Annotated in this window: 24 protein-coding genes; 20 read left to right on the forward strand and 4 right to left on the reverse strand. The window is 52.2% G+C overall.

Annotation, left to right across the window (positions count from 1 at the left end):
* Positions 1 to 218: 218 nt before the first annotated feature.
* Together cvpA and purF are read left to right on the forward strand one after the other, a co-directional pair.
* On the forward strand, positions 219 to 707 hold the full coding sequence (gene cvpA / locus OLG56_RS07060; RefSeq protein WP_000262102.1) for a colicin V production protein: 489 nt from the start codon (positions 219 to 221) through the stop codon (positions 705 to 707).
* Between the two features lie 37 nt (positions 708 to 744).
* Positions 745 to 2,262 (forward strand): amidophosphoribosyltransferase, encoded by a 1,518-nt coding sequence (purF, locus tag OLG56_RS07065; RefSeq protein WP_000334205.1) that lies wholly within the window; start codon positions 745 to 747, stop codon positions 2,260 to 2,262.
* Between the two features lie 35 nt (positions 2,263 to 2,297).
* Here purF and OLG56_RS07070 read toward each other — a convergent pair whose 3' ends face one another.
* Complete coding sequence (locus OLG56_RS07070) at positions 2,298 to 3,725, reverse strand: sigma-54 interaction domain-containing protein (RefSeq protein ID WP_000168925.1); 1,428 nt, start codon at positions 3,723 to 3,725, stop codon at positions 2,298 to 2,300.
* Positions 3,726 to 3,935: 210 nt separating this feature from the next.
* Between OLG56_RS07070 and dokD the strand changes: the two genes are divergently transcribed.
* The 10 genes from dokD to hisP all read left to right on the forward strand — a co-directional run bounded on the left by dokD (position 3,936) and on the right by hisP (position 14,467).
* The gene (dokD, locus tag OLG56_RS07075) at positions 3,936 to 5,333 is read left to right on the forward strand and encodes an ornithine/lysine decarboxylase DokD (RefSeq protein ID WP_000132314.1); all 1,398 of its coding nucleotides are present in this window, start codon (positions 3,936 to 3,938) and stop codon (positions 5,331 to 5,333) included.
* 90 nt (positions 5,334 to 5,423) lie between these two features.
* Positions 5,424 to 6,845, forward strand: a complete 1,422-nt coding sequence (locus tag OLG56_RS07080; RefSeq protein ID WP_000072512.1) for an APC family permease — start codon at positions 5,424 to 5,426, stop codon at positions 6,843 to 6,845.
* A 1-nt stretch (position 6,846) separates the two neighbouring features.
* The gene (locus tag OLG56_RS07085; protein ID WP_000281907.1) at positions 6,847 to 7,950 is read left to right on the forward strand and encodes an alanine/ornithine racemase family PLP-dependent enzyme; all 1,104 of its coding nucleotides are present in this window, start codon (positions 6,847 to 6,849) and stop codon (positions 7,948 to 7,950) included.
* 63 nt (positions 7,951 to 8,013) lie between these two features.
* A complete protein-coding gene (locus OLG56_RS07090) occupies positions 8,014 to 9,420 on the forward strand; it encodes an amino acid permease (RefSeq protein WP_001528328.1) in 1,407 nt (468 codons plus the stop codon).
* 26 nt (positions 9,421 to 9,446) lie between these two features.
* Positions 9,447 to 10,016, forward strand: a complete 570-nt coding sequence (locus OLG56_RS07095) for a UbiX family flavin prenyltransferase (RefSeq protein WP_000825680.1) — start codon at positions 9,447 to 9,449, stop codon at positions 10,014 to 10,016.
* 288 nt (positions 10,017 to 10,304) lie between these two features.
* Positions 10,305 to 11,087, forward strand: a complete 783-nt coding sequence (gene argT, locus OLG56_RS07100) for a lysine/arginine/ornithine ABC transporter substrate-binding protein ArgT (protein ID WP_000754423.1) — start codon at positions 10,305 to 10,307, stop codon at positions 11,085 to 11,087.
* Positions 11,088 to 11,324: 237 nt separating this feature from the next.
* Complete coding sequence (hisJ, locus tag OLG56_RS07105; protein ID WP_000731868.1) at positions 11,325 to 12,107, forward strand: histidine ABC transporter substrate-binding protein HisJ; 783 nt, start codon at positions 11,325 to 11,327, stop codon at positions 12,105 to 12,107.
* Positions 12,108 to 12,289: 182 nt separating this feature from the next.
* Positions 12,290 to 12,976 carry a histidine ABC transporter permease HisQ gene (locus OLG56_RS07110; protein WP_000965498.1) on the forward strand — a complete coding sequence of 229 codons (687 nt, stop codon included), beginning with the start codon at positions 12,290 to 12,292 and terminating at the stop codon, positions 12,974 to 12,976.
* On the forward strand, positions 12,973 to 13,680 hold the full coding sequence (gene hisM / locus OLG56_RS07115; RefSeq protein WP_000569771.1) for a histidine ABC transporter permease HisM: 708 nt from the start codon (positions 12,973 to 12,975) through the stop codon (positions 13,678 to 13,680). The genes OLG56_RS07110 and hisM overlap by 4 nt, the downstream gene beginning before the upstream one ends.
* Positions 13,681 to 13,693: 13 nt before the next feature.
* The gene (hisP, locus tag OLG56_RS07120; RefSeq protein WP_001293591.1) at positions 13,694 to 14,467 is read left to right on the forward strand and encodes a histidine ABC transporter ATP-binding protein HisP; all 774 of its coding nucleotides are present in this window, start codon (positions 13,694 to 13,696) and stop codon (positions 14,465 to 14,467) included.
* 51 nt (positions 14,468 to 14,518) lie between these two features.
* Here hisP and OLG56_RS07125 read toward each other — a convergent pair whose 3' ends face one another.
* Both OLG56_RS07125 and yfcG read right to left on the reverse strand, forming a co-directional pair.
* On the reverse strand, positions 14,519 to 15,412 hold the full coding sequence (locus OLG56_RS07125; protein WP_061377304.1) for a TIGR01777 family oxidoreductase: 894 nt from the start codon (positions 15,410 to 15,412) through the stop codon (positions 14,519 to 14,521).
* 125 nt (positions 15,413 to 15,537) lie between these two features.
* A complete protein-coding gene (yfcG, locus tag OLG56_RS07130; RefSeq protein ID WP_000566563.1) occupies positions 15,538 to 16,185 on the reverse strand; it encodes a GSH-dependent disulfide bond oxidoreductase in 648 nt (215 codons plus the stop codon).
* Positions 16,186 to 16,327: 142 nt separating this feature from the next.
* Here yfcG and yfcF point away from each other — a divergent pair, with 142 nt between their 5' ends.
* The 3 genes from yfcF to yfcD are packed head-to-tail and all read left to right on the forward strand — an operon-like array spanning position 16,328 to position 18,190.
* Positions 16,328 to 16,972: a glutathione transferase gene (gene yfcF / locus OLG56_RS07135; protein ID WP_000043010.1), complete on the forward strand. Its 645-nt coding sequence runs from the start codon at positions 16,328 to 16,330 to the stop codon at positions 16,970 to 16,972.
* A 55-nt stretch (positions 16,973 to 17,027) separates the two neighbouring features.
* Positions 17,028 to 17,579, forward strand: a complete 552-nt coding sequence (gene yfcE / locus OLG56_RS07140) for a phosphodiesterase (RefSeq protein ID WP_023136746.1) — start codon at positions 17,028 to 17,030, stop codon at positions 17,577 to 17,579.
* A gap of 56 nt (positions 17,580 to 17,635) precedes the next feature.
* Complete coding sequence (yfcD, locus tag OLG56_RS07145) at positions 17,636 to 18,190, forward strand: NUDIX hydrolase YfcD (protein ID WP_000230214.1); 555 nt, start codon at positions 17,636 to 17,638, stop codon at positions 18,188 to 18,190.
* A gap of 5 nt (positions 18,191 to 18,195) precedes the next feature.
* Here the strand turns inward: yfcD and OLG56_RS07150 are convergent, their stop codons facing one another.
* On the reverse strand, positions 18,196 to 19,215 hold the full coding sequence (locus tag OLG56_RS07150; RefSeq protein ID WP_000026949.1) for a LacI family DNA-binding transcriptional regulator: 1,020 nt from the start codon (positions 19,213 to 19,215) through the stop codon (positions 18,196 to 18,198).
* A 252-nt stretch (positions 19,216 to 19,467) separates the two neighbouring features.
* On the opposite strand from OLG56_RS07150, the gene OLG56_RS07155 reads away from it, so the two are divergent.
* The 5 genes from OLG56_RS07155 (at position 19,468) to OLG56_RS07175 (ending at position 23,449) form a co-directional block, all read left to right on the forward strand.
* Positions 19,468 to 19,911, forward strand: coding sequence for a PTS sugar transporter subunit IIA (locus OLG56_RS07155; RefSeq protein WP_000901810.1), 444 nt, complete (start codon positions 19,468 to 19,470; stop codon positions 19,909 to 19,911).
* An 80-nt stretch (positions 19,912 to 19,991) separates the two neighbouring features.
* Entirely contained in the window at positions 19,992 to 20,264 is a 273-nt protein-coding gene (locus OLG56_RS07160) for a PTS sugar transporter subunit IIB (RefSeq protein ID WP_000699818.1), read from the forward strand.
* Between the two features lie 20 nt (positions 20,265 to 20,284).
* Positions 20,285 to 21,676 (forward strand): PTS ascorbate transporter subunit IIC, encoded by a 1,392-nt coding sequence (locus tag OLG56_RS07165; protein WP_001518515.1) that lies wholly within the window; start codon positions 20,285 to 20,287, stop codon positions 21,674 to 21,676.
* Positions 21,673 to 22,503 (forward strand): transketolase, encoded by an 831-nt coding sequence (locus OLG56_RS07170; RefSeq protein WP_001103265.1) that lies wholly within the window; start codon positions 21,673 to 21,675, stop codon positions 22,501 to 22,503. Before OLG56_RS07165 ends, OLG56_RS07170 begins: the two co-directional genes overlap by 4 nt.
* Positions 22,496 to 23,449, forward strand: a complete 954-nt coding sequence (locus OLG56_RS07175) for a transketolase family protein (protein ID WP_061377305.1) — start codon at positions 22,496 to 22,498, stop codon at positions 23,447 to 23,449. The genes OLG56_RS07170 and OLG56_RS07175 overlap by 8 nt, the downstream gene beginning before the upstream one ends.
* Positions 23,450 to 23,481 lie beyond the last annotated feature (32 nt).

Consider the following 23,481-nt stretch of genomic DNA (forward strand, 5'->3'; position numbering starts at 1 on the left):
CCATCCGGCAGAAGGAATGAACCTGGTATCCTGCGCTTATCAGGCCGATGGCAGCTCTTCTGGTCGTGCCCGAAGAGATAAAAAGTGTGATGGCGTTGAATATTTTTTCAGCGCCATTTTTATTTACGCGTGGGAAGGAAATCCCTACGCAAAAGTTTTCTTTTTCTGTTAGAATGCGCCCCGAACAGGACGACAGGGCGTAAAATCGTGGGACATCTATGGTCTGGATTGATTACGCCATTATCGCGGTGATTGCTTTTTCCTGTCTGGTTAGCCTGATCCGCGGCTTTGTTCGTGAAGCGTTATCGCTGGTGACGTGGGGTTGTGCTTTCTTTGTCGCCAGTCACTACTACACTTACCTGTCTGTCTGGTTTACGGGCTTTGAAGACGAACTGGTTCGTAATGGGATTGCTATCGCGGTGCTGTTTATCGCGACGCTTATCGTCGGCGCTATCGTGAATTTTGTGATAGGTCAGCTAGTAGAAAAGACCGGCCTGTCGGGAACTGACCGGGTGTTGGGGATCTGTTTCGGCGCACTGCGAGGCGCGCTGATTGTCGCCGCCATTCTGTTCTTCCTTGATACCTTTACCGGCTTGTCGAAAAGCGAAGACTGGAGCAAATCGCAGCTCATCCCGCAGTTCAGCTTCATCATCAGATGGTTCTTTGACTATCTGCAAAGCTCGTCGAGTTTCTTGCCCAGGACGTAACAGGTTCTGAGATGTGGCTTAACGAGGAAAATGACGTATGTGCGGTATTGTCGGTATCGCCGGTGTTATGCCGGTCAACCAGTCGATTTATGACGCATTAACAGTGCTCCAGCATCGTGGTCAGGATGCTGCCGGTATCATCACCATTGATGCGAATAACTGCTTCCGCTTGCGTAAGGCAAACGGACTGGTGAACGATATTTTTGAAGCTCGCCACATGCAGCGTTTGCAGGGCAACATGGGGATCGGCCATGTGCGCTACCCTACCGCAGGCAGCTCCAGCGCTTCGGAAGCGCAACCTTTTTACGTTAACTCGCCGTATGGCATCACGTTGGCCCATAATGGCAACCTGACTAACGCGCACGAGCTACGTAAAAAGCTGTTTGAAGAAAAGCGCCGTCATATCAACACCACCTCCGATTCCGAAATCCTGCTCAATATTTTCGCCAGCGAGCTCGACAACTTCCGTCACTATCCGCTGGAAGCCGACAATATTTTTGCCGCGATTGCCGCGACTAACCGTCAAATCCGCGGCGCCTATGCCTGCGTGGCGATGATTATCGGCCACGGCATGGTGGCTTTTCGCGATCCGCACGGCATTCGCCCGTTAGTGCTGGGTAAGCGTGACGTTGGCGATGGTCGTACGGAGTATATGGTCGCTTCTGAAAGCGTGGCGCTGGATACGCTGGGCTTTGAATTCCTGCGCGATGTTGCGCCAGGCGAAGCTATCTATATTACCGAAAAGGGGCAACTGTTCACGCGCCAGTGCGCGGATAATCCGGTCAGTAACCCCTGTCTGTTCGAGTACGTTTATTTTGCTCGCCCGGACTCCTTTATCGACAAAATCTCCGTCTACAGCGCTCGTGTGAATATGGGCACCAAACTTGGCGAAAAAATCGCTCGTGAATGGGAAGATCTGGACATCGACGTCGTGATCCCTATCCCGGAAACCTCCTGCGATATCGCACTGGAAATTGCCCGTATTCTCGGCAAGCCGTACCGCCAGGGATTTGTCAAAAATCGTTACGTGGGACGTACCTTTATCATGCCGGGCCAACAGCTACGCCGTAAATCCGTGCGCCGTAAGCTCAATGCTAATCGCGCGGAATTCCGCGATAAGAACGTCCTGCTGGTGGATGATTCCATCGTGCGTGGCACCACATCAGAGCAGATCATCGAGATGGCCAGGGAAGCCGGCGCGAAGAAGGTTTATCTGGCGTCCGCCGCGCCGGAAATTCGTTTCCCTAACGTCTATGGCATTGATATGCCGACCGCCAATGAGCTGATCGCGCATGGTCGCGAGGTGGATGAGATTCGTCAGATCATCGGCGCAGACGGGCTTATCTTCCAGGATCTGAACGATCTGATCGAAGCCGTACGCGCGGAAAACCCGGATATCCAGCAGTTTGAATGTTCGGTATTTAACGGGGTATATGTCACCAAAGACGTAGACCAGCAATACCTCGACTTCCTGGATTCATTACGTAATGACGACGCCAAAGCGGTGCTGTTCCAGAACGAAATGGAAAACCTGGAAATGCATAACGAAGGCTAATGGCTTTGCCAGCGGCGCAATGCCGCTGGCCGATGTCAATTACGCACCACGCCGAAGCGAATAGCGTATTTTTGTACTTTGTACTGTAACGTGGTGCGGGATACGTTAAGGCTGCGGGCCGCGGCGGCAATATTCCCCTGATGCGTATCCAGCGCGGTTTCTATTAAATGCCTTTCGTAGTTGGCAACCCGTACCTCCAGCGACCCTTCATACTGCGGATCGGGTGACGAGGGAAGGGGATTTTCCGGCGCGGTTTCCGGTACGCCTAAATTTAACTCGTCCTGTTCAAAAATGATGTGTTTGAGCAGCCCGTCTTTTTCCTGCATGATCATGCTGCGTACAATCGCGTTTTCCAGCATCCTGACATTACCCGGCCAGGCGTGATTGAGCAGATCAGCACGCGCCGTCTCGCTTAATCCGTGAATATCCTGCGGCACGTCATTACGGTATTTATCAATAAAATAATTCGCCAGTAAGGGAATATCTTCCGGGCGGGCGCGCAGCGGCGGTAACGTCAACATTCCGACGCTCAACCGATAAAAAAGATCTGCTCGCAGGCGTTCTTGTTGAATTAATTTGACGGGCGCTTCGTTCATGGCGGCAACGATCCTGACATCAGAGTGGAGTTGCTGTTGTCCGCCGAGCCGCCAGAAGGTTTTATCCTGCAAGAATCGCAGCAGCTTACTTTGCATCTCTATCGGCATGGCGTTCAGCTCATCAAGAAAGAGCGTTCCCCCGTTTGCCAGTTCCAGATAGCCCTGGCTATTTTCCGCGCCGGTATAGGCGCCGCGCACGGTGCCGAAAAGCGTACTTTCGATAAGCGTAGGCGGTAGAGCGCCGCAGTTCAGGGCGATAAATGGTTTATTCGCCCGCTTGCTGCATTGATGGATCAGGCGGGAAAATAGCTCCTTACCCGTACCCGTCTCCCCGACAATCGTCACCGGAATATTACTGGCGGCCAGCCGTTTGGCTTTGGCGATATTACTGAGCATTTCCGGGTTTTCGGTAATAATGGCATGGTGCTTCTCATGGTGATCGGCATACAGCAGTTGGTTCAGTTCTACCACCTGCTCCTGGAGCCGCCTGACGCCAGACATATTCCTGCCGATTTCGATAACGCCGACCATGCCGCCATCGCTTGCATAGAGCGGCGCGGTGGTGTGCTGATAGTCAACGGCCTGGCCTCGCGCATTGTAATAAATTTGATAATGGCCAATGTATTCCACGCCTTTTTTTAACGATGAAAGCATCGTACTTTGGGTCTCTTTCATGCCCGGATAGACATCCAGCATATGTTTTCCCATTGCCCGTTCAATACTGTAGCCGTCCAGATCCGCGCTTTCCTGATTGTAGTAAACGTATTCACCACGCTCATTAATGACGGCCAACGGCTGATGAATCAAATCGAAAAAGCGGGAAAACATCCTGAGCGCCGAGGCCAGTTCCTGATTGGTGGATGCCATACATGCATTCCTCATATCTATTGTTCATGTTGCCATTATAAAAGTGACGAATTTTCGTCGTTGTGATGAATAGCAAACTCAATGACGAAAATGAGAAACAGCTTATTTTTATAACTAATTGATTATTTTGATAAAAAATAGTGGCATGCCTTTTGCTTTATCCCTGTAAAGAATGCGGATTTTTACCATAAACATTAAGCAGAGGGCGTTATGACTGACTCGATTATGCAGAATTACAACCAGCTACGTGAGCAGGTAATCAACGGCGATCGCCGTTTCCAGCACAAAGACGGTCATTTGTGTTTTGAAGGGGTCGATCTGGACGCTCTGGCGCGCCAGTACCCCACGCCGTTCTATGTGTTTTCTGAGCCGGAGATTATTCGTAACATTCATGAAATCCAGCAGGCATTTGCGGCGCATAAAAATACCAAAACCTTCTTTGCGTCAAAAACCTGCTCGGTCATGGGGGTGCTGAAAGCCATTCGTGACGCCGGAATTTGCGCGGAGGCAAACTCACAATATGAGGTTCGCAAGTGTCTGGAGATAGGCTTTCGCGGCGATCAGATCGTCTTCAACGGCGTGGTGAAAAAACCTGCCGATCTGGAGTATGCCATCGCTAACGATCTGTATCTTATTAATGTTGATAGCCTGTATGAGCTGGAACATATTGATGCCATCTCTCGCAGGCTGAAGAAAGTCGCCAATGTTTGCGTCCGCGTAGAGCCGAATGTTCCCTCGGCGACGCATGCTGAACTGGTTACCGCTTTCCATGCGAAGTCGGGTCTCGACCTGGAACAGGCGGAAGAAACCTGCCGCCGCATTCTGGCGATGCCTTATGTGCATTTGCGCGGCTTGCATATGCATGTGGGCGATCAGGTGCCGGAGTCAGAGCCTTTCGCAAAAGCGACTAAAGTGCTGGTGGATGAATCCCGTCGCCTGGAAGAGGTGCTCGGTATTAAATTTGATTTGATCAACGTGGGCGGCGGAATTCCGGTTCCCTATAAATATGACGACGAGAATGGCGACCCGTTAAAAGATAATATGTATGCCGGTATTACCGCCCAGGATTTTGCCGATGCGGTCATTCGCGAAGTGCATAAATGGCGTACCGATGTGGAAATATGTATTGAACCGGGACGTAAAGTGACCGGGTCGGCGGCGGTTTTACTGACGGAAGTCTCCTGCGAAAAACGTAAAACAAATTACGATCTTAACGGCAATGTGGAATGCCACGTTGAATGGAAATTTGTCGACGCTGGTTACAGCGTACTCTCTGACAGCCAGCATTTTGACTGGTTCTTTTATGTCTATAACGCCTCTCGCATGACGGCAGCGCACGACGCCTGGATAAAATTAGCCGGGCCGCTGTGTGATGGCGGAGATTATTTCCACATGGGAGTGAAAGGCGAAGAGTTTTTACTGCCGAAGGAGACTCATGTTGGCGATATTGTCGCGTTTCTTGATGCCGGGGCATACACCATTGAAAGTCAAACCGTTTATAACAACCGTCCGCGCACGGGCGTGGTGATGATCGATAAAAATGGTGAGACGCGTCTGATTCGTCGGGAAGACAGTTACGAAGACATGGTCAAGTACGACATTTATTAATACTGTTTTGGGCTTCAGTTTCATGCTGAAGCCCGTCGTCAGATGATAAGAAGAGGGCAGTGATGCCTGAATGCATAACAGGAGATGGCCATGAGTAACACGAATTCTGGCTTACTTGGCATCAAAGACATTGTCTTTATGAATGTCATCGCTATTCTGAGTTTGCGGCAAATCCCTAACGTGGCGCCTTACGGGGCATCGGCCATGTTGTTATGGGTGATAGCCGCATTCTGCTTGTTTTTTCCTTTAGCGATGGTATGCGGCGAGCTGTCAACCGGCTGGCCGAAAGATGGCGGGATATTTGTCTGGATTAAAGAGGCATTTGGTAAACGTATTGCATGGATTGTCGTGGTTTGTTTTCTCTTTTCCTGCGTACTGTTTTTCCCATTAATGCTGCAATTCGGCTTTACCGCGTTGGGCTATATGATCGGCGGCGGCCTGGCGGAAAATAAAGCATTTATCGGTATTGGTTCCGCGGTAATTTTCTGGCTATTAACGCTGATGAATATCCGCGGGATGGAATGGACAAAAATTATTAATAGCATCAGCGCCTGGTGCGGCGTATTTATTCCCTCCGCTATCCTCATTTTGCTGGCGGTGGTATGGCTATGTACCGGACACCAGATGCAGACGGACTACACTACAGCGAAAAACTGGATTCCGGATCTCGGACACTGGGATACGATCGTTTTCTTATCCAGCATGATGTTTGCGTTTGCCGGACTGGAGGTCGCCCCGATGATTGCCGGGCGTACCCGTAATCCACAGCGTGATTTTCCGCGAGCGATGGCCGTCTCCGCCGCCGTTATCGTTGGGATCTATATGGTCGGCACCTGGGCGCTAAACACGCTTTTACCCGCCGGGAAAACCGACATCGTGGCAGGCGTCATGCAGGCTATGCATGCTGCTGCGGACACGCTGCATATGCCGTGGTTAATTCCTGTTATGGCCATCTGTATGTTTTTTGGCGCTCTCGGGCAGATTAACTCCTGGCTGGTGGGGCCGATTTATATGCTCCAGGAAGCCTCGCGTGAAGATAATCTGCTGGGGGACCGAATCGGCAAATTACATCCGGTGTGGAAAACGCCCGCCTTTGCCTTGACTGTACAGGCGATTATTGTCACGGTCCTGTGTTTTTCGACTTTTATTTCGCCAAGCGTTGCGGCGGCTTACTGGATGTTAACGGCGCTAACGACCATCACCTATTTTATTCCTTATCTGGTGATGTTCCCGGCGTTCTGGCGTTTACGTAAGACTCAGCCGGATACGCCAAGAAGTTTTAAAATTCCGGGCAAGGTTTTACCGGCTATTTTACCCGCGCTGGGTTTTCTTTCTATCGCCTTTGCCGTTGCGCTGTTATTTATTCCGCCTTCTCAAATTGATATGGGCGGATATTTCCAGTACGCCGGGAAGATTATTGGCGGAGCCGTGCTGGCGGTTGTCGTCGCGGAGTACATTTACCATCGGGCGCAGAAACGTAATGCCCGTTTAAGCATGGCGGGAGGAAAATAAAATGTATATGCCAGTTCTGGAAATAAATCTACGCAAGCTGGAAGAAAACGCCCGCACGGAAAAAGCTCTGCTGGCAAGCAGCGGTATTGACGTGATGGCTGTCAATAAAGTTTTTGACGGCTGCGTGGAAACCGCGCAGGCGGTATTCAACGGTGGAATTACCGTTATTGCTGAATCACGAACCTATAATTTGAAAAAAATACGCGAGACAGGATGTACGACCTGCCTGTTACGCAGCCCGTGTCTGAGTGAAATCGAAGATGTGGTGCGCTACGCGGATATTAGTTTAAATAGCGAGCCGGTGGTATTACGGGCATTATCGCAGGAAGCCCAACGCCAGGGGAAAACGCATCAGGTATTACTGATGGTGGATATGGGCGATTTACGCGAGGGTATCTGGTTTGGTGAATATCAACGCATTCTTGAGACCGTGACTCTGATTACTGGTCTGCCCGGTCTGGAATTATATGGACTGGGCACCAACTTTAATTGTTACGGCACCGTGTTGCCAACGGTAAAAAATGGCGAGGATTTTCTGGCGCTGGCCGCCCGGCTGGAAGCCGACAGCGGTATTCCTGTCCGGCGGCTTTCTGCGGGAAATTGTACCAGCTATCACCTGCTGGATAAAGGTATCTGGCCGCAGGGACTGAATCATCTGCGCATCGGCGGACTGCATGAATTCGGCATTGAATATGTGGACATGAAATACCTGAATGAATTTCACCACTCCGCAAAACCGGTCGATAAAGCCTGTTCCGATATGTATATCCTGGAAGCGGAAATCATCGAACTGAACAGTAAACCGACCGTCCCGGTCGGGGAGCTGGGCGTCGATGCCTTTTTGCAAAGTAAAACCTTTGTCGATCGTGGCATACGCCGACGCGCATTGCTGGCGTTTGGTCGTCAGGATGTGCCATCGGATAACTGTGTGCCATGCGACGACGCTATCACTATCTTAGGGCAAACCAGCGATCATACGCTGGTGGATATTGAAGATTGTCGTCAGTCGCTAAAAGTAGGCGATGTGGTTCGCTTTGAGCTGGATTATACGGGCCTGTTAATGGCCTGCCAGACCAAAGGCGTCGCCTGGAGGTTTACGCGTTAACGCATAACCGCCGCGGCTATGTCGCGGCGGCATCTTTGACCTCACGAAAGACAGGGAGTAACGATGGATACCCTGCAACAATCACCGCCAGCAGAGCCTGAAGGCGGTCTGCGGCGTAACCTGAAGAAACGGCATCTGCTGATGATGTCGCTGGGCGGCACGATTGGCACCGGCTTATTTATCGGCATTGCCGAGCCGTTAAGCAGCGTCGGGCCGGCGGGAACCTTACTGGCCTATCTGTTTGCCGGAACCATTATGCTGGCGACGATGATGTGTCTTGGCGAATTATCATGCGCCTTTCCTCACTCCGGTTCATTTCAACATTACGCGCTGATGTTTATGCCGTCACCTTGCTGGAGCTATACCATTGGCTGGCTTTACTGGTTTAGCTGGGTCTTTTCCCTGGCAGCCGACCTCACTGCCGCAGGGTTTATTGCTCACCAGTTTTTCCCCGCGGTTCCGGTATATATGTTCTGCCTGGCGATTCTGCTCATCCTGACGGCCATCAATCTTACCTCCGCAAAAAGTTTTGGCGAATGCGAATACTGGCTTTCGGCCATTAAGGTCTTCGCGATCGTGCTGTTTATCTGCGCGGGCGGAGTCATGATCTACTCGCTAATGGGCCATAGTGACTGGCACCCGACGTTAAAAACAGACGGAATGTGGTTTCCCCACGGTTGGGAGCAAATTGTGGTCTGTATGACGATCGTGATTTACTCCTTCCAGGGGGTGGAACTGGTAGGAAATGCGGCAGGGGAGACCGAATCGCCGCACATTATTTTACCGAAAGTGATCCTGGGGATCGGTCTCAGAATCATTTTGTTTTACGGCCTGGCGATTGCGGTGCTGGCGCTGGTCTATCCGCATGCACTGACGCCAAATGGACAAAGTCCCTTTGTATGGGTATTCTCCCACGCGGGCATTCCCGGGGCGGATACGCTGATGACGCTGGTGATCTTTTCCGCCGCGGTTTCTGCCGCTAACTCGGCCATTTACGCCAGTTCGCGTATGCTGTGGTCTATGGCGGGCGATCGCTTTGCGCCAGCCTGCTTTGGTAAAACGAACGGCGGCGGCGTGCCGGTGTATGCTATTTTAATCACGGCCTTGCTGGCGTTGGTGTCGTTGCTGACCCGCTATATTCCCGCACAGCAATTTTATTTATATCTGATCGCCAGTACCGGGCAGGTGGGTTGCCTGGCATGGATAACCATCGGATGGTGCCAGTATCGCTTCCGACAATCGGTGCGTAATGGAACGTACGCCAGCGATTTGCTACGCTATCGATCGCCGCTTTTTCCCTGGACGGCCCGATTTGTCATTATCACCAATTTTGCCATTATGGTCGGCACCTGGTTTAGTGAGCAAGGGGTAGTGATAATGTTGGTTGAGCTGGCTTTTATGATAGGGATTCTTTTGTCATGGTATCTCTTCAGACCCACTTTGAGCCGATTACGTAACACAGTGGGATGAACGGCGCTCGTAAACGGTAAGAGAACATGAAACGACTCATTGTAGGAATTAGCGGCGCCAGCGGAGCGATTTATGGCGTGCGCTTATTACAAATTTTGCGCGATGTCGATAGCGTGGAAACGCATCTGGTGATGAGCCAGGCGGCCCGGCAAACGCTGGCGCTGGAGACCCATTTTTCGCTGCGCGAGGTGCAGGCGCTGGCCGATGTGACGCACGATGCGCGCGACATTGCCGCCAGCATTTCCTCGGGCTCTTACCCGACGGCGGGAATGGTTATCTTGCCCTGTTCGATTAAAACGCTGTCGGGGATTGTCCACAGTTATACTGACGGACTGCTTACCCGCGCGGCGGATGTGATATTAAAAGAGCGGCGACCTCTGGTGCTGTGTGTGCGCGAAACGCCGCTGCATATCGGGCATTTGCGTTTAATGACCCAGGCCGCTGAGATAGGCGCGGTGATTATGCCGCCGGTTCCGGCTTTTTATCATCTTCCTCAGACGTTAGATGATATTATAAATCAAACGGTTAACCGAGTTTTGGATCAGTTTGATATCCCCCTTCCGCACGATCTTTTTGTTCGCTGGCAGGGCGCATAGCGTTGTCTGTTTAGCGTGCATTATTGTCCCTGTTGCCCTGTTTCAGGGCAATTTTGTAACCGCGATCATATCCTCAACATTTAATTCGTTAAAAGCCGCCGAAACGCTGCGGTTCAACCGTCATACCTGCTATCTTCAACATCAGGACAATATTGCAACGTTTTATTAACAAATTTAACGTCGAATCGTTTTGCTGACGTGAAAATGGCATAAGACCTGCATGAAAAAGTCTGCAAACACACAACACCACGTAAAACATAAGAAAATGACGCCACTTGAGGGGTATGTATGAAGAAGACCGTTCTCGCTTTGTCTTTGCTGATAGGTCTGGGCGCGACGGCGGCCAGTTACGCCGCGCTCCCACAAACGGTTCGTATTGGAACAGATACCACCTACGCGCCTTTCTCATCAAAAGATGCCAAAGGCGAGTTTATTGGCTTTGATATCGATCTCGGTAATGAAATGTGTAAGCGTATGCAGGTGAAATGTACCTGGGTCGCCAGCGACTTTGATGCGCTTATTCCCTCACTAAAAGCGAAAAAAATTGATGCCATTATTTCATCGCTCTCTATCACTGATAAACGCCAGCAAGAAATTGCGTTTTCCGACAAACTTTACGCGGCGGATTCACGCCTGATTGCGGCAAAAGGGTCTCCCATTCAGCCGACGCTGGAATCGCTGAAAGGCAAGCATGTCGGCGTGCTGCAAGGGTCCACGCAAGAGGCTTATGCCAATGATAACTGGCGCACTAAAGGTGTGGATGTGGTGGCTTATGCCAACCAGGATCTTATCTATTCCGATTTAACCGCCGGTCGTCTGGATGCCGCATTACAGGATGAAGTCGCCGCCAGCGAAGGTTTCCTGAAGCAGCCAGCGGGCAAAGAGTATGCGTTTGCCGGTCCTTCCGTGAAGGATAAAAAATATTTTGGCGACGGGACGGGGGTTGGGCTGCGTAAAGACGATACCGAGCTAAAAGCCGCGTTTGATAAAGCGCTGACCGAACTGCGCCAGGACGGAACTTACGACAAAATGGCCAAAAAGTACTTCGATTTTAATGTCTACGGCGATTGAGGGAAGGGGATAACGCGCCGCGCCGGGGAACTATCACGGTGCAAAATAGATGTTTTGCACCTTTTTGGTGCATAAGCCGTTGCGGAACAGGCGCATAAATGCATACTTAATCGATTTTTATGCAAAATAAACCGGCTGACAAGGTAGAATGCTTTGCCTTGTCGGCCTGATTAATGGCACGATAGTCGCATCGGATCTGTAAAGATCTCCTGGAAAGACAGTCTGTTGAGGATAGTTATGAAAAAACTGGCGTTATCCCTTTCTCTGGTGCTGGCATTTTCCAGCGCTACCGCAGCATTTGCCGCTATTCCACAAAAGATTCGTATCGGTACCGATCCTACATACGCACCGTTTGAATCCAAAAATGCACAAGGTGAATTGGTCGGCTTTGATATCGATCTGGCCAAAGAGCTGTGCAAACGTATCAACACACAGTGTACGTTCGTGGAAAACCCGCTGGATGCGCTGATTCCGTCTTTAAAAGCGAAGAAAATTGATGCCATCATGTCCTCGCTGTCCATCACTGAAAAGCGCCAGCAGGAAATCGCGTTTACCGACAAGCTTTACGCCGCTGATTCCCGTCTGGTGGTGGCGAAGAACTCTGATATTCAGCCAACCGTCGCGTCGCTGAAAGGCAAGCGCGTCGGCGTGCTACAGGGGACGACGCAGGAGACCTTCGGCAATGAGCACTGGGCGCCGAAAGGGATTGAGATCGTCTCTTACCAGGGGCAGGACAACATTTATTCCGATCTGACGGCGGGTCGTATTGATGCAGCGTTCCAGGACGAGGTCGCGGCCAGCGAAGGTTTCCTTAAACAGCCTGTCGGAAAAGACTATAAATTCGGTGGCCCGGCGGTGAAAGATGAGAAGTTATTCGGCGTAGGAACCGGTATGGGGCTGCGCAAAGAGGATAACGAGCTGCGCGAAGCGCTGAACAAAGCCTTTGCTGAAATGCGTGCTGACGGTACTTACGAAAAGCTGGCGAAAAAGTACTTTGATTTTGATGTTTATGGCGGTTAATCACCGTCGGTGCAGATAAAGCCCAAAGAATGTTGACTGTCTGCATTGCCTGATGGCGCTGTGCGTGTCAGGCCTACGGGGAGCATCGTAGGCCGGGCAAGGCACAGCCGCCATCCGGCGTGATGTGAGGCAAAAATGCAAAAGAGGCTTCTTACTTCACCACACACAACAGGACAGGCTGCATGTTGTACGGGTTTTCAGGCGTAATTTTACAGGGCGCGATCGTCACGCTGGAACTGGCGCTCAGTTCCGTTGTGCTGGCCGTGCTTATTGGTCTCGTCGGCGCGGGGGCGAAGCTTTCGCAAAACCGGGTAACGGGGCTTATTTTTGAAGGGTACACCACCCTGATTCGCGGGGTGCCGGATCTGGTCTTAATGCTGCTGATATTTTACGGATTGCAAATCGCGCTTAACGTGGTGACCGATTCGCTGGGTATCGACCAGATAGATATTGATCCGATGGTGGCCGGTATTATCACCCTTGGTTTCATCTACGGCGCCTATTTTACCGAAACCTTTCGCGGCGCGTTTATGGCTGTGCCGAAAGGCCATATCGAGGCGGCGACGGCTTTTGGTTTTACCCACGGGCAAACCTTCCGGCGGATTATGTTCCCGGCGATGATGCGTTACGCCCTGCCGGGGATCGGCAATAACTGGCAGGTGATACTCAAAGCGACGGCGCTGGTGTCGCTGCTGGGCCTGGAAGATGTCGTCAAAGCCACGCAGCTTGCCGGCAAAAGCACCTGGGAGCCTTTCTATTTTGCCGTGGTCTGTGGACTCATCTACCTGGTATTTACCACCGTTTCCAATGGTGTGCTGCTCTTACTTGAGCGTCGCTATTCCGTGGGCGTGAAGAGGGCCGATTTGTGATTGAGATCATTCAGGAGTACTGGAAATCCCTGCTGTGGACGGATGGCTATCGTTTTACCGGCGTGGCGATTACGCTGTGGCTGTTAATTTCATCGGTGGTGATGGGCGGTCTTCTGGCGGTGATTCTGGCGGTAGGTCGCGTTTCCAGTAATAAATTCATCCGTTTTCCCATCTGGCTGTTTACGTATATTTTTCGCGGTACGCCGCTGTACGTACAGCTACTGGTGTTCTATTCGGGGATGTATACGCTGGAGATAGTCAAAGGCACCGATCTTCTTAACGCGTTTTTCCGCAGCGGACTGAACTGTACCGTACTGGCGCTGACGCTGAATACCTGCGCGTACACCACGGAAATTTTCGCGGGGGCGATTCGTTCGGTACCGCACGGTGAAATTGAAGCGGCACGGGCCTATGGCTTCTCGTCATTTAAAATGTATCGCTGCATTATTTTGCCGTCGGCATTACGCATCGCCTTGCCTGCCTACAGCAACGAAGTGATTTTAATGCTGCACTCTACGGCGCTGGCGTTTACCGCGACGGTGCCGGATTTGTTGAAAATCGCCCGCGATATTAACTCAGCGACTTACCAGCCGTTTACCGCGTTTGGCATTGCCGCCGTGTTGTATTTACTCATTTCGTATGTCCTGATAAGCCTGTTCCGTCGGGCGGAAAGACGCTGGTTGCAGCACGTGTCCTCTAAATAATTCGAGTAACATGATGTCAGAAAATAAATTACACGTTATCGATTTGCACAAACGCTACGGCGGTCATGAAGTGCTGAAAGGGGTATCGCTGCAGGCCCGCGCCGGAGATGTGATTAGCATTATCGGCTCGTCCGGCTCCGGTAAAAGTACTTTTTTGCGCTGTATTAACTTCCTCGAAAAACCGAGCGAAGGCGCGATTATCGTGAACGGTCAGAACATTAATCTGGTGCGCGACAAAGACGGGCAGCTCAAAGTGGCGGATAAAAATCAGCTACGCTTGTTGCGTACCCGCCTGACGATGGTGTTTCAGCACTTTAACCTCTGGAGCCACATGACGGTGCTGGAAAATGTGATGGAAGCGCCGATTCAGGTACTGGGATTAAGCAAGCACGACGCGCGCGAGCGGGCGTTGAAATATCTGGCGAAGGTGGGGATTGATGAGCGCGCTCAGGGCAAATATCCCGTCCATCTCTCCGGCGGCCAACAGCAGCGCGTTTCTATTGCGCGCGCGCTGGCGATGGAACCTGACGTTTTACTGTTCGATGAACCCACATCGGCACTCGATCCTGAACTGGTCGGCGAAGTGTTGCGCATCATGCAACAACTGGCGGAAGAAGGCAAAACGATGGTGGTGGTCACGCATGAAATGGGCTTCGCTCGCCATGTCTCTTCGCACGTTATTTTTCTGCATCAGGGGAAAATTGAAGAAGAGGGTGATCCGGAGCAGGTGTTCGGCAATCCGCAAAGCCCGCGTTTACAGCAATTCCTGAAAGGCTCGCTGAAATAAAAGAAGCCCGGCGGCGCATCGCTTACCGGGCAGGATACGGCGCTTTGGGAACTAGCGAATCACATCCGCCAGCGCCTCTTCTAAATCATACCAGCGAAATGCGAATCCGGCGGCTTCAAGCCGTTTTGGCAGCGCCCGCTGTCCGCCCAGCACCAGCACTGACGACTCTCCCATCAATAAGCGAATTGCCGTCGCCGGAATGCGAATAATCGCTGGACGGCGCAGCGCGCGACCCAGCGCATGAGCAAAATGCTCATTATGGACGGGATACGGCGAGACCATATTGAAGGGACCGCGAAGATCGTTATCCAGCAGCCACAGAATGCCGTTGACCATATCGTCGATGTGAATCCAGGCCAGATATTGCCGACCATTACCCACCGGACCGCCGAGTCCGAGGCGAAACGGCGGAACCATTTTCCCCAGAATCCCGCCTTGCGGCGCCAGGACAACGCCGGTACGCAGCAGGCAGACGCGGGTCTGGTCGCTCTGCGCACGACAGGCAATCTGTTCCCAGCGGGCGCAAAGTTTATGCGTAAATTCGTTGTGCGGCGGCTCATCTTCAGTGACGACAACGTCGCCCAGATCGCCGTAATAGCCCGTGGCGGAGCCGGATATCAACACCGAGGGCGGCGTTGCGCTGGCATGAATTAAATCCACCAACTTTTGCGTGATAGCCCAGCGGCTTTGGCACAACCGTTCTTTTTGTTGCGACGTCCAGCGCTTGTCGGCAATCGGTTCGCCCGCCAGATTGATGATGGCATCAATCTCATTGAGGTGCTCACGTTCCGCCAGCTCTTTCCATAATGTCACTCTGGAATCGAGAATCTGACGCGCGTTATCGGGATTGCGCGTAACGACCGTCACCTGGTGCCCCAGTGTTAACAGCCGGGGAATGAGATGACGCCCTATCAGGCCCGTACCGCCGGTAATCAGAATCTGCATATGACCTCCAGAGTAGGGAGGATTTCCTCTTCCCTAATGTCAGGTTTTTAATACGAATAAGGGTGCCGGACGCAGGTTTTTTCCGTGTATACACCTCTACATCATACATGATGTATGCTACCGCGTTACGCTTTCGTACTGTTACAGTGCAGTTGCGCTTGTAACAGTGCGCGCGCTGTCGCAGGACGCGTGCGAATGCGTTCAAACCAGTTATACACCGCCGGGTAGGTATCAAGATCGATTCGCTGACGCTGATGTGCGTTAACCCACGGCCAACTGGCGATATCCGCAATACTGTAGTGGTCGCCGCCCAGCCACGGGGAGGTTTCCAGGCGTTTATTCAGGACGTTGTATAAGCGTTGCGTTTCAACCTGATAGCGTTCAATCGCATAGGGGATGGCCTGCGGCGCAAAGTGGTTAAAGTGGTGATTCTGGCCCAGCATCGGCCCTAACCCGCCGACCTGCCAGAACAGCCATTGCAGCGTGGTATGGCGTTCACGCAGCTCCCCGCTAAGCAGTTTGCCGCTTTTTTCCGCCAGGTAGAGAAGAATTTCGCCGGATTCAAAAAGACTAAGCGGTTGACCGCCGTCTGCCGGGGCGTGATCGACGATGGCAGGAATTTTATTATTGGGAGAGATAGCCAAAAAATCAGGGCGAAACTGATTGCCCTTGCTGATATCTACTTTTAGCAAACGATACGCCAGCTCCGCCTCTTCCAGAAACAGCGTTATTTTATGCCCGTTGGGCGTGGGGGCGTAGTAAAGGTCAATCATTTTGGCTCCTGCATGTGCGTAAAGAGTCTGGGCTGAATTAAGTATAGAAAGCCTCCTGATGTGTGTGAGTTTTCATCAGGTGACAGCAGGCGAAAGACGCTATATTTTGGGAAGAAACCTAATACGCCCTCAAGAGGACATTATGAGTAAGCCTGTTATTGTGCTGTGGTCGGATGCGAACTTTTTCTCTCCCTACGTCTTGTCCGCCTGGGTGGCATTACAAGAAAAAGGGCTTTCCTTTACTCTGAAAACCCGCGATCTGGACCAGGGAGAACATCTGCAACCTGGCTGGCGGGGATATGCGCTGACGCAGCGCGTACCGGTGCTTGAGGCCGACAATTTTGAGCTGAGCGAGTCGTCCGCTATTGCGGAATACCTGGAGGAGCGTTTCGCGCCGCCGCAGTGGGAGCGTATCTACCCGCACGATTTACAAAAACGCGCCCGCGCGCGACAGATTCAGGCGTGGCTACGCAGCGATTTACTGCCGCTTCGCGAAGAACGGCCTACCGACGTGGTGTTTGCCGGGGCGAAAAAAGCGCCGCTAAGCGAGGCTGGAAAAGCCAGCGCGGCAAAACTGTTTGCGACGGCTGAAGCGCTATTGGGGCAGGGGACGCAAAATTTATTTGGTGAATGGTGCATTGCCGATACCGATCTGGCATTGATGATCAATCGTCTGGCGCTGCATGGCGATGACGTGCCGGCGTCGCTGGCGGCGTATGCGACATTCCAGTGGCAGCGTGCTTCCGTACAGCGTTTTATTGCGCTTTCCTCGAAGCGTTCAGGCTGAAAATCTATTCATATTCCAGTATCATAACGCCGTTTTTCACAACGAGGAGTGAGCGATGAAACTGATGTTCGCATCGGACATTCATGGTTCTTTACCCGCCACGGAACGCGTGCTTGAGCGGTTCGCGCAAAGCGGCGCGCGTTGGCTGGTGATATTAGGCGATGTCCTTAACCACGGGCCGCGAAATGCGCTGCCTGAAGGCTATGCGCCCGCTCAGGTCGCCGAACGCCTGAACGCGGTGGCGACGCAAATCATTGCCGTGCGCGGCAACTGCGATAGCGAAGTGGATCAGATGCTGCTGCATTTTCCGATAACTGCGCCGTGGCAGCAAATATTGACGCAAGAGAGGCGGCTATTTTTAACGCATGGGCACCTCTTCGGGCCGACGAATCTGCCCGCTCTGCATACTGGCGATGTGTTGGTCTATGGTCATACGCATCTGCCGGTGGCGCAACAGCAGGAAGGACTGTATCACTTTAATCCTGGGTCAGTGAGCATCCCGAAAGGCGGGTATGCGGCAAGCTACGGTATTCTGGATAATAATGTGTTGAGCGTAATCGCACTCAATGATCAAAGTATCATTGCGCAGGTTGCAATTAACTCGTAATTTACCTCACAAACGTAAATGCGCCGTAAGAGCGCCAGAAATAAGAAGGTTTCCTGATGGTGGAACAGCGTCGTTTGGCAAGTACGGAATGGGTGGATATTGTGAATGAAGACAATGAAGTCATTGCACAGTCCAGCCGGGAACAGATGCGTGCGCAACGCTTACGGCATCGTGCGACGTATATCGTCGTTCATGATGGTATGGGTAAAATTCTGGTGCAGCGTCGTACCGAAACAAAAGATTTTTTGCCCGGTATGTTAGATGCTACCGCAGGCGGCGTGGTCCAGGCTGATGAGCAGCTACTGGAATCTGCCCGCCGCGAAGCGGAAGAAGAGTTGGGTATTGCAGGCGTGCCGTTTGCCGAACACGGTCTGTTTTACTTTGAAGACCCACATTGCCGGGTTTGGGGCGCTCTGTTTAGCTGCGTTTCCCACGGGCCTTTCGCGCTTCAGGAAGATGAAGTCAGCGAAGTGTGTTGGCTGACTCCGGAGGAGATCACCGCGCGCTGTGATGAGTTTACGCCGGACTCGCTCAAAGCGCTGGCGCTGTGGATGACCCGCAACGCCAAAAACGAAGCCGCGCTCCAGGAGAAACCGGAAGAGACGGAATAAGCGTTTTAGCAGCTTTCCCGCATACATAAACTGGAGGCGATGGATTTTCGATCGCTCCAGTTTCCCTGATTTAACCTTTCCAACAGCGCCCGTCCGGCTTCACTGCCAATCTTACGGTGCGGTACGGCCATTGTGGTTAACGGCGGCTGGCAGACCCGGCTGACATCGCTATCGCCAAACCCGACCACTGCTAAATCGTCCGGAACTTTGATCCGCCGTCGTTGGCACTCGTATAACGCGCCGCAGGCCAGCTCATCCGATACGCATACCAGCGCGTCCAGCTCCGGCCACGCCAGTAAAAACTCCGGCAGTTGCGACGCGCCGGTAGAAAAATTGGGCGGCAAGGCGGCATTAATCACCCGGTTTGGCGACATATGGTGGCGAAGCATCGCTTTGTACCAGCCGTGCAGATGTTGCTGAAAAATCCACTGCTCCTGATTGGCGCATAGTAGCCCGATATTCTGATAACCGCGCTGAATCAGCATTTCCGTCAGCTCATACATTGCCGCAACGTTATCAATACCGATATTCATATCAATAGGATCGCTGCGAATCGCGCCCATCTCCATCACCGGGATAGAGGCATTTTTCAGCCACTGGCGCACAGTAGTGCTATGTTCGACGCTAAGCAGAATCGCCGCGGCAATGTTGGAGGCCAGCAGCGTTTCGAGCAGCTTCTCCTCTTGTTCCACGCGATGCTGCGATTCCGCCAGCATAATCTGGTAGCCTGCGGGCTGTAAAATTTGTTGCAGCCCGGCGAACATTTCAGAACACCCCGCTTCCGCAAGGTTCGGTACGACCATCGCGATGGTGTGCGAGGAGGCAGACGCCAGCGCGCTGGCGGCGAGATTAGGCATATAGCCCAGCTCATGCACTGCCGCTTCGATTTTTTCCCGGAGTTTATCAGAGACCTGTTCCGGCGTGCGTAAGGCTCGTGATACGGTCATCGTGCCTACACCAGCAAGTTGGGCTACATCGGCGATAGTCACTTTACCGGTACTGCGCCGTTTACGGGGTATCGACATACAAATTCCTGCGTCATTACAACATGTTGAGATGCTTTTTTATTGTCGTTCTTTGCTTCGCATAATTGGCAGTATACGCCTTAAATCCGCTTTTTTGCTGTGATTTCACACCATGATTTTAATTTGATAGCGCTATCACAATTCTGAGTAATAGTCGCTGGTAGCGCTATCTTTGTGATAACGATCGCAGCTAATATCGAATGGCTTGAATAAAGTTTGTTCATAATTTCATACACCGTGGGGGCGAATAACATGCTGGGAACCTGGTTATCTGACGCAACCATCACGCTACAGGAGAGCGTGGAAACGTGGCCGCAGGCGCTGGAAATTTGCGGCAAACCCCTGCTGGACGCAGGTGTTATCGCACCGGAATACATTACGGCGATTGTTCAGCAGCACCAAAAGCTTGGGCCGTATTATGTATTAGCGCCAGGGTTAGCGATGCCGCATGCGAGGCCGGAAGAGGGGGCGAAAGGGTTAGGTTTATCGTTACTGAAACTACAGCGCGGCGTTTCATTTGGCGCAGACGAATTCGATCCGGTTGACATCATTATTATGCTGGCGGCGCCTGATAAGCACAGTCATATCGAAATGATATCGGCGCTGGCGGAATTATTTTCCAGTGATGTAGATATGGAAAAATTACATCAGGCAAAAAACCTGGAGGACATTAAAACGATTATTGACCGTTTCTGATTTTATTCCATTTTCTTGCGGTAAATAACATTGCGCCCGTGCGTGATGCAGACCAACTCTACTTTTAAAAGGTGACAATAATGAAAATCATGGCAATTTGCGGTTCCGGCCTGGGTAGTAGTTTTATGGTAGAAATGAACATTAAAAAAGTATTAAAGAAACTCAATATTGACGCTGAAGTGGAACACTCCGATCTCTCATCGGCCACGCCCGGGGCCGCCGATCTTTTTGTAATGGCCAAAGATATTGCGGCCAGCGCTAGCGTACCGGAAAGCCAACTGGTGGTGATCAATAACATCATCGACATCAACGAACTGGAAACGCAGCTGCGCGCATGGTTCGCTAAACAATAATTATTGCTGGCGAGGTGGATATGTTTATCCTTGAAACGCTGAATTTTGTTGTTGATATTTTAAAAGTGCCCTCGGTGCTTGTAGGATTAATTGCGCTGATTGGTCTGGTGGCGCAGAAAAAAGCATTTTCCGATGTGGTAAAAGGCACGATTAAAACCATTTTAGGTTTTATTGTGCTTGGCGGCGGCGCAACCGTACTGGTGGGTTCATTAAATCCGCTAGGGGGTATGTTTGAACACGCTTTTAATATTCAGGGCATTATTCCTAATAATGAAGCGATAGTTTCAATCGCGCTGGAGAAATATGGCGCGTCCACGGCGTTAATTATGGCATTTGGTATGGTGGCCAATATTGTCGTGGCGCGCTTTACGCGTCTTAAATATATCTTTTTGACCGGGCATCACACCTTTTACATGGCCTGTATGATTGGCGTAATCCTGACCGTGGCGGGTTTTGAGGGCGTAGGGCTGGTCTTCACCGGATCGCTGATCCTGGGGCTGGTGATGGCCTTCTTCCCGGCGTTGGCCCAACGTTATATGAGGCGGATTACCGGTACCGATGACATTGCGTTTGGTCACTTCGGTACCCTGGGATATGTGCTTTCCGGCTGGATTGGCAGCCTGTGTGGTAAAGGCTCCCGCTCCACGGAAGAGATGAACCTGCCGAAAAACCTCAGTTTTTTACGCGACAGTTCTATCTCGATTTCGCTGACCATGATGATTATCTATCTGATCATGGCAGTCAGCGCAGGGCGTGAGTATGTCGAAGCGACGTTTAGCGGCGGGCAAAACTATCTGGTGTACGCCATCATCATGGCAATCACCTTCGCCGCCGGCGTATTCATCATTCTGCAAGGCGTCCGTCTGATTCTGGCGGAAATTGTTCCGGCCTTTACCGGATTTTCAGAAAAACTGGTGCCAAACGCGCGTCCGGCGCTGGACTGCCCGGTGGTGTATCCCTATGCCCCTAACGCGGTACTGATTGGCTTCCTGTTCAGTTTTCTCGGCGGGCTGGTGGGGCTGTTCCTGCTTGGACAGATGAAGCTTGTGTTAATCCTGCCAGGCGTTGTGCCGCACTTCTTTACCGGCGCGACCGCAGGCGTCTTTGGCAATGCCACCGGCGGTCGCCGCGGGGCGATGATCGGCGCATTTGCTAATGGTCTATTAATCACTTTCCTGCCAGTGCTGTTACTGCCGGTTCTCGGCGCGATCGGCTTCGCCAATACCACGTTCTCGGATGCTGACTTTGGCGTAATCGGTATTTTGCTGGGCAACCTGGCGCGTTATCTGTCGCCGATGGCTATCACGGGGCTGGTGGTGGCGCTATTCGCGCTACTGGTGGCGTACAACGTGTTGGCCAAAAACAAAAAAGCGAATGCCGAAGTGCAGGAAAATAGCGGAGCGAAAGAATGAACGTAACCGAAATCACCCAACTGGCGCGCGACATTCGCGTCGCCACGCTCAAATCCTTAAACCATCTTGGCTTTGGTCACTATGGCGGCAGCATGTCGGTAGTGGAGACTCTGGCGGTTCTGTACGGCGCGGTGATGAAAATCGACCCTGCCGACCCGGACTGGCCGGAGCGCGATTACTTCGTGCTGTCGAAAGGCCATGCGGGCCCCGCGTTGTACAGTACCCTGGCGATTAAAGGCTATTTCCCGCGCGAAGAGCTGAATACGCTTAACCAGAACGGCACCCGTCTTCCCAGCCATCCGGATCGGCTAAAAACGCGCGGCGTGGACGCCACGACCGGCTCACTGGGACAGGGCATCTCTATTGCGGGCGGAATGGCTTTGTCGCATAAACTGGCGCGGCGACCCAACCGGGTATTTTGCATTGTCGGTGATGGGGAGCTCAATGAAGGGCAGTGCTGGGAGGCGTTTCAGTTTATTGCCCACCATCGCCTGAATAATCTGACCGTTTTCATTGACTGGAACAAACAGCAGCTTGACGGTGAGCTGGAGGAGATTATCAATCCATTCGATCTGGAAGGGAAATTCCGCGCGTTTGGTTTCGATGTCGTCACAGTCAAAGGCGATGATATCGCCGGACTACTGGCGGTGGTTCAGCCTGTGCCACCCGCCGATGCCCAGCCACGGGTTGTGATCCTTGACAGCATTAAAGGGCAGGGGGTGCCATGCCTGGAGCAGTTAACGAATTCTCACCACTTACGCCTGACGGATGGCATGAAGCAGACGCTCAATGAGGCCATTCATCAACTGGAGGTCATGCATGATTAAGCTTGCGCCCGCAGGGCTTAAAGACGATATCGAAATGCGCAAAGTTTACGCCGGTTTTGTCGCCGGGCAGATTGAGGCCGGAAGCCCAATTATTGCGCTTGAGGCTGATTTAATGAGCTCAATGGCGATGGACAGCGTGGCGCGTGACTACCCGCAGCATGTCATTAACTGCGGTATTATGGAGGCGAATGTGATTGGCACTGCGGCGGGGCTGGCGCTGACCGGTCGTAAACCGTTTGTGCATACCTTTACCGCTTTTGCCAGCCGTCGCTGTTTTGATCAGCTCTTTATGGCGCTGGATTATCAGCGTAACAACGTCAAAGTGATCGCCTCCGATGCCGGAGTGACAGCGTGCCATAACGGCGGCACCCATATGTCTTTTGAAGATATGGGGATTGTTCGCGGGCTGGCGCACTCCGTAGTACTGGAGGTGACGGATGCGGTGATGTTCGCGGATATTTTACGCCAGCTAATGGACCTGGACGGTTTTTACTGGCTACGTACTATCCGTAAGCAGGCGCGGAGTATCTATGCGCCAGGCTCTACCTTTACCATTGGCAAGGGCAACGTACTGCGCGAGGGCGATGATATTACGCTTATCGCCAACGGTATTATGGTGACGGAGGCGCTGGAGGCGGCGCGCCAACTGGAGCAGGAAGGCGTGAGCGCCGCGGTCATTGATATGTTCACCTTAAAGCCTATCGATCGCATGTTGGTGAAAAACTACGCGGAAAAAACGCGGCGTATCGTCACGTGTGAAAACCACAGCATCCATAATGGACTGGGGTCAGCGGTGGCGGAAGTGCTGGTGGAAAACTGCCCGGTGCCGATGCGCCGTGTTGGCGTCAAAGATCGTTATGGGCAGGTAGGAACGCAGGATTTCTTACAACAAGAGTACGGACTCACCGCCGAAGCGATTGTAGAAGCCGCGAAATCACTGCTTTAATCATGGAGATATTGCCGGATGGCGCTGATGCT

The organism is Salmonella sp. 2018103 (assembly GCF_026247685.1).
GTDB lineage: Bacteria > Pseudomonadota > Gammaproteobacteria > Enterobacterales > Enterobacteriaceae > Salmonella > Salmonella enterica.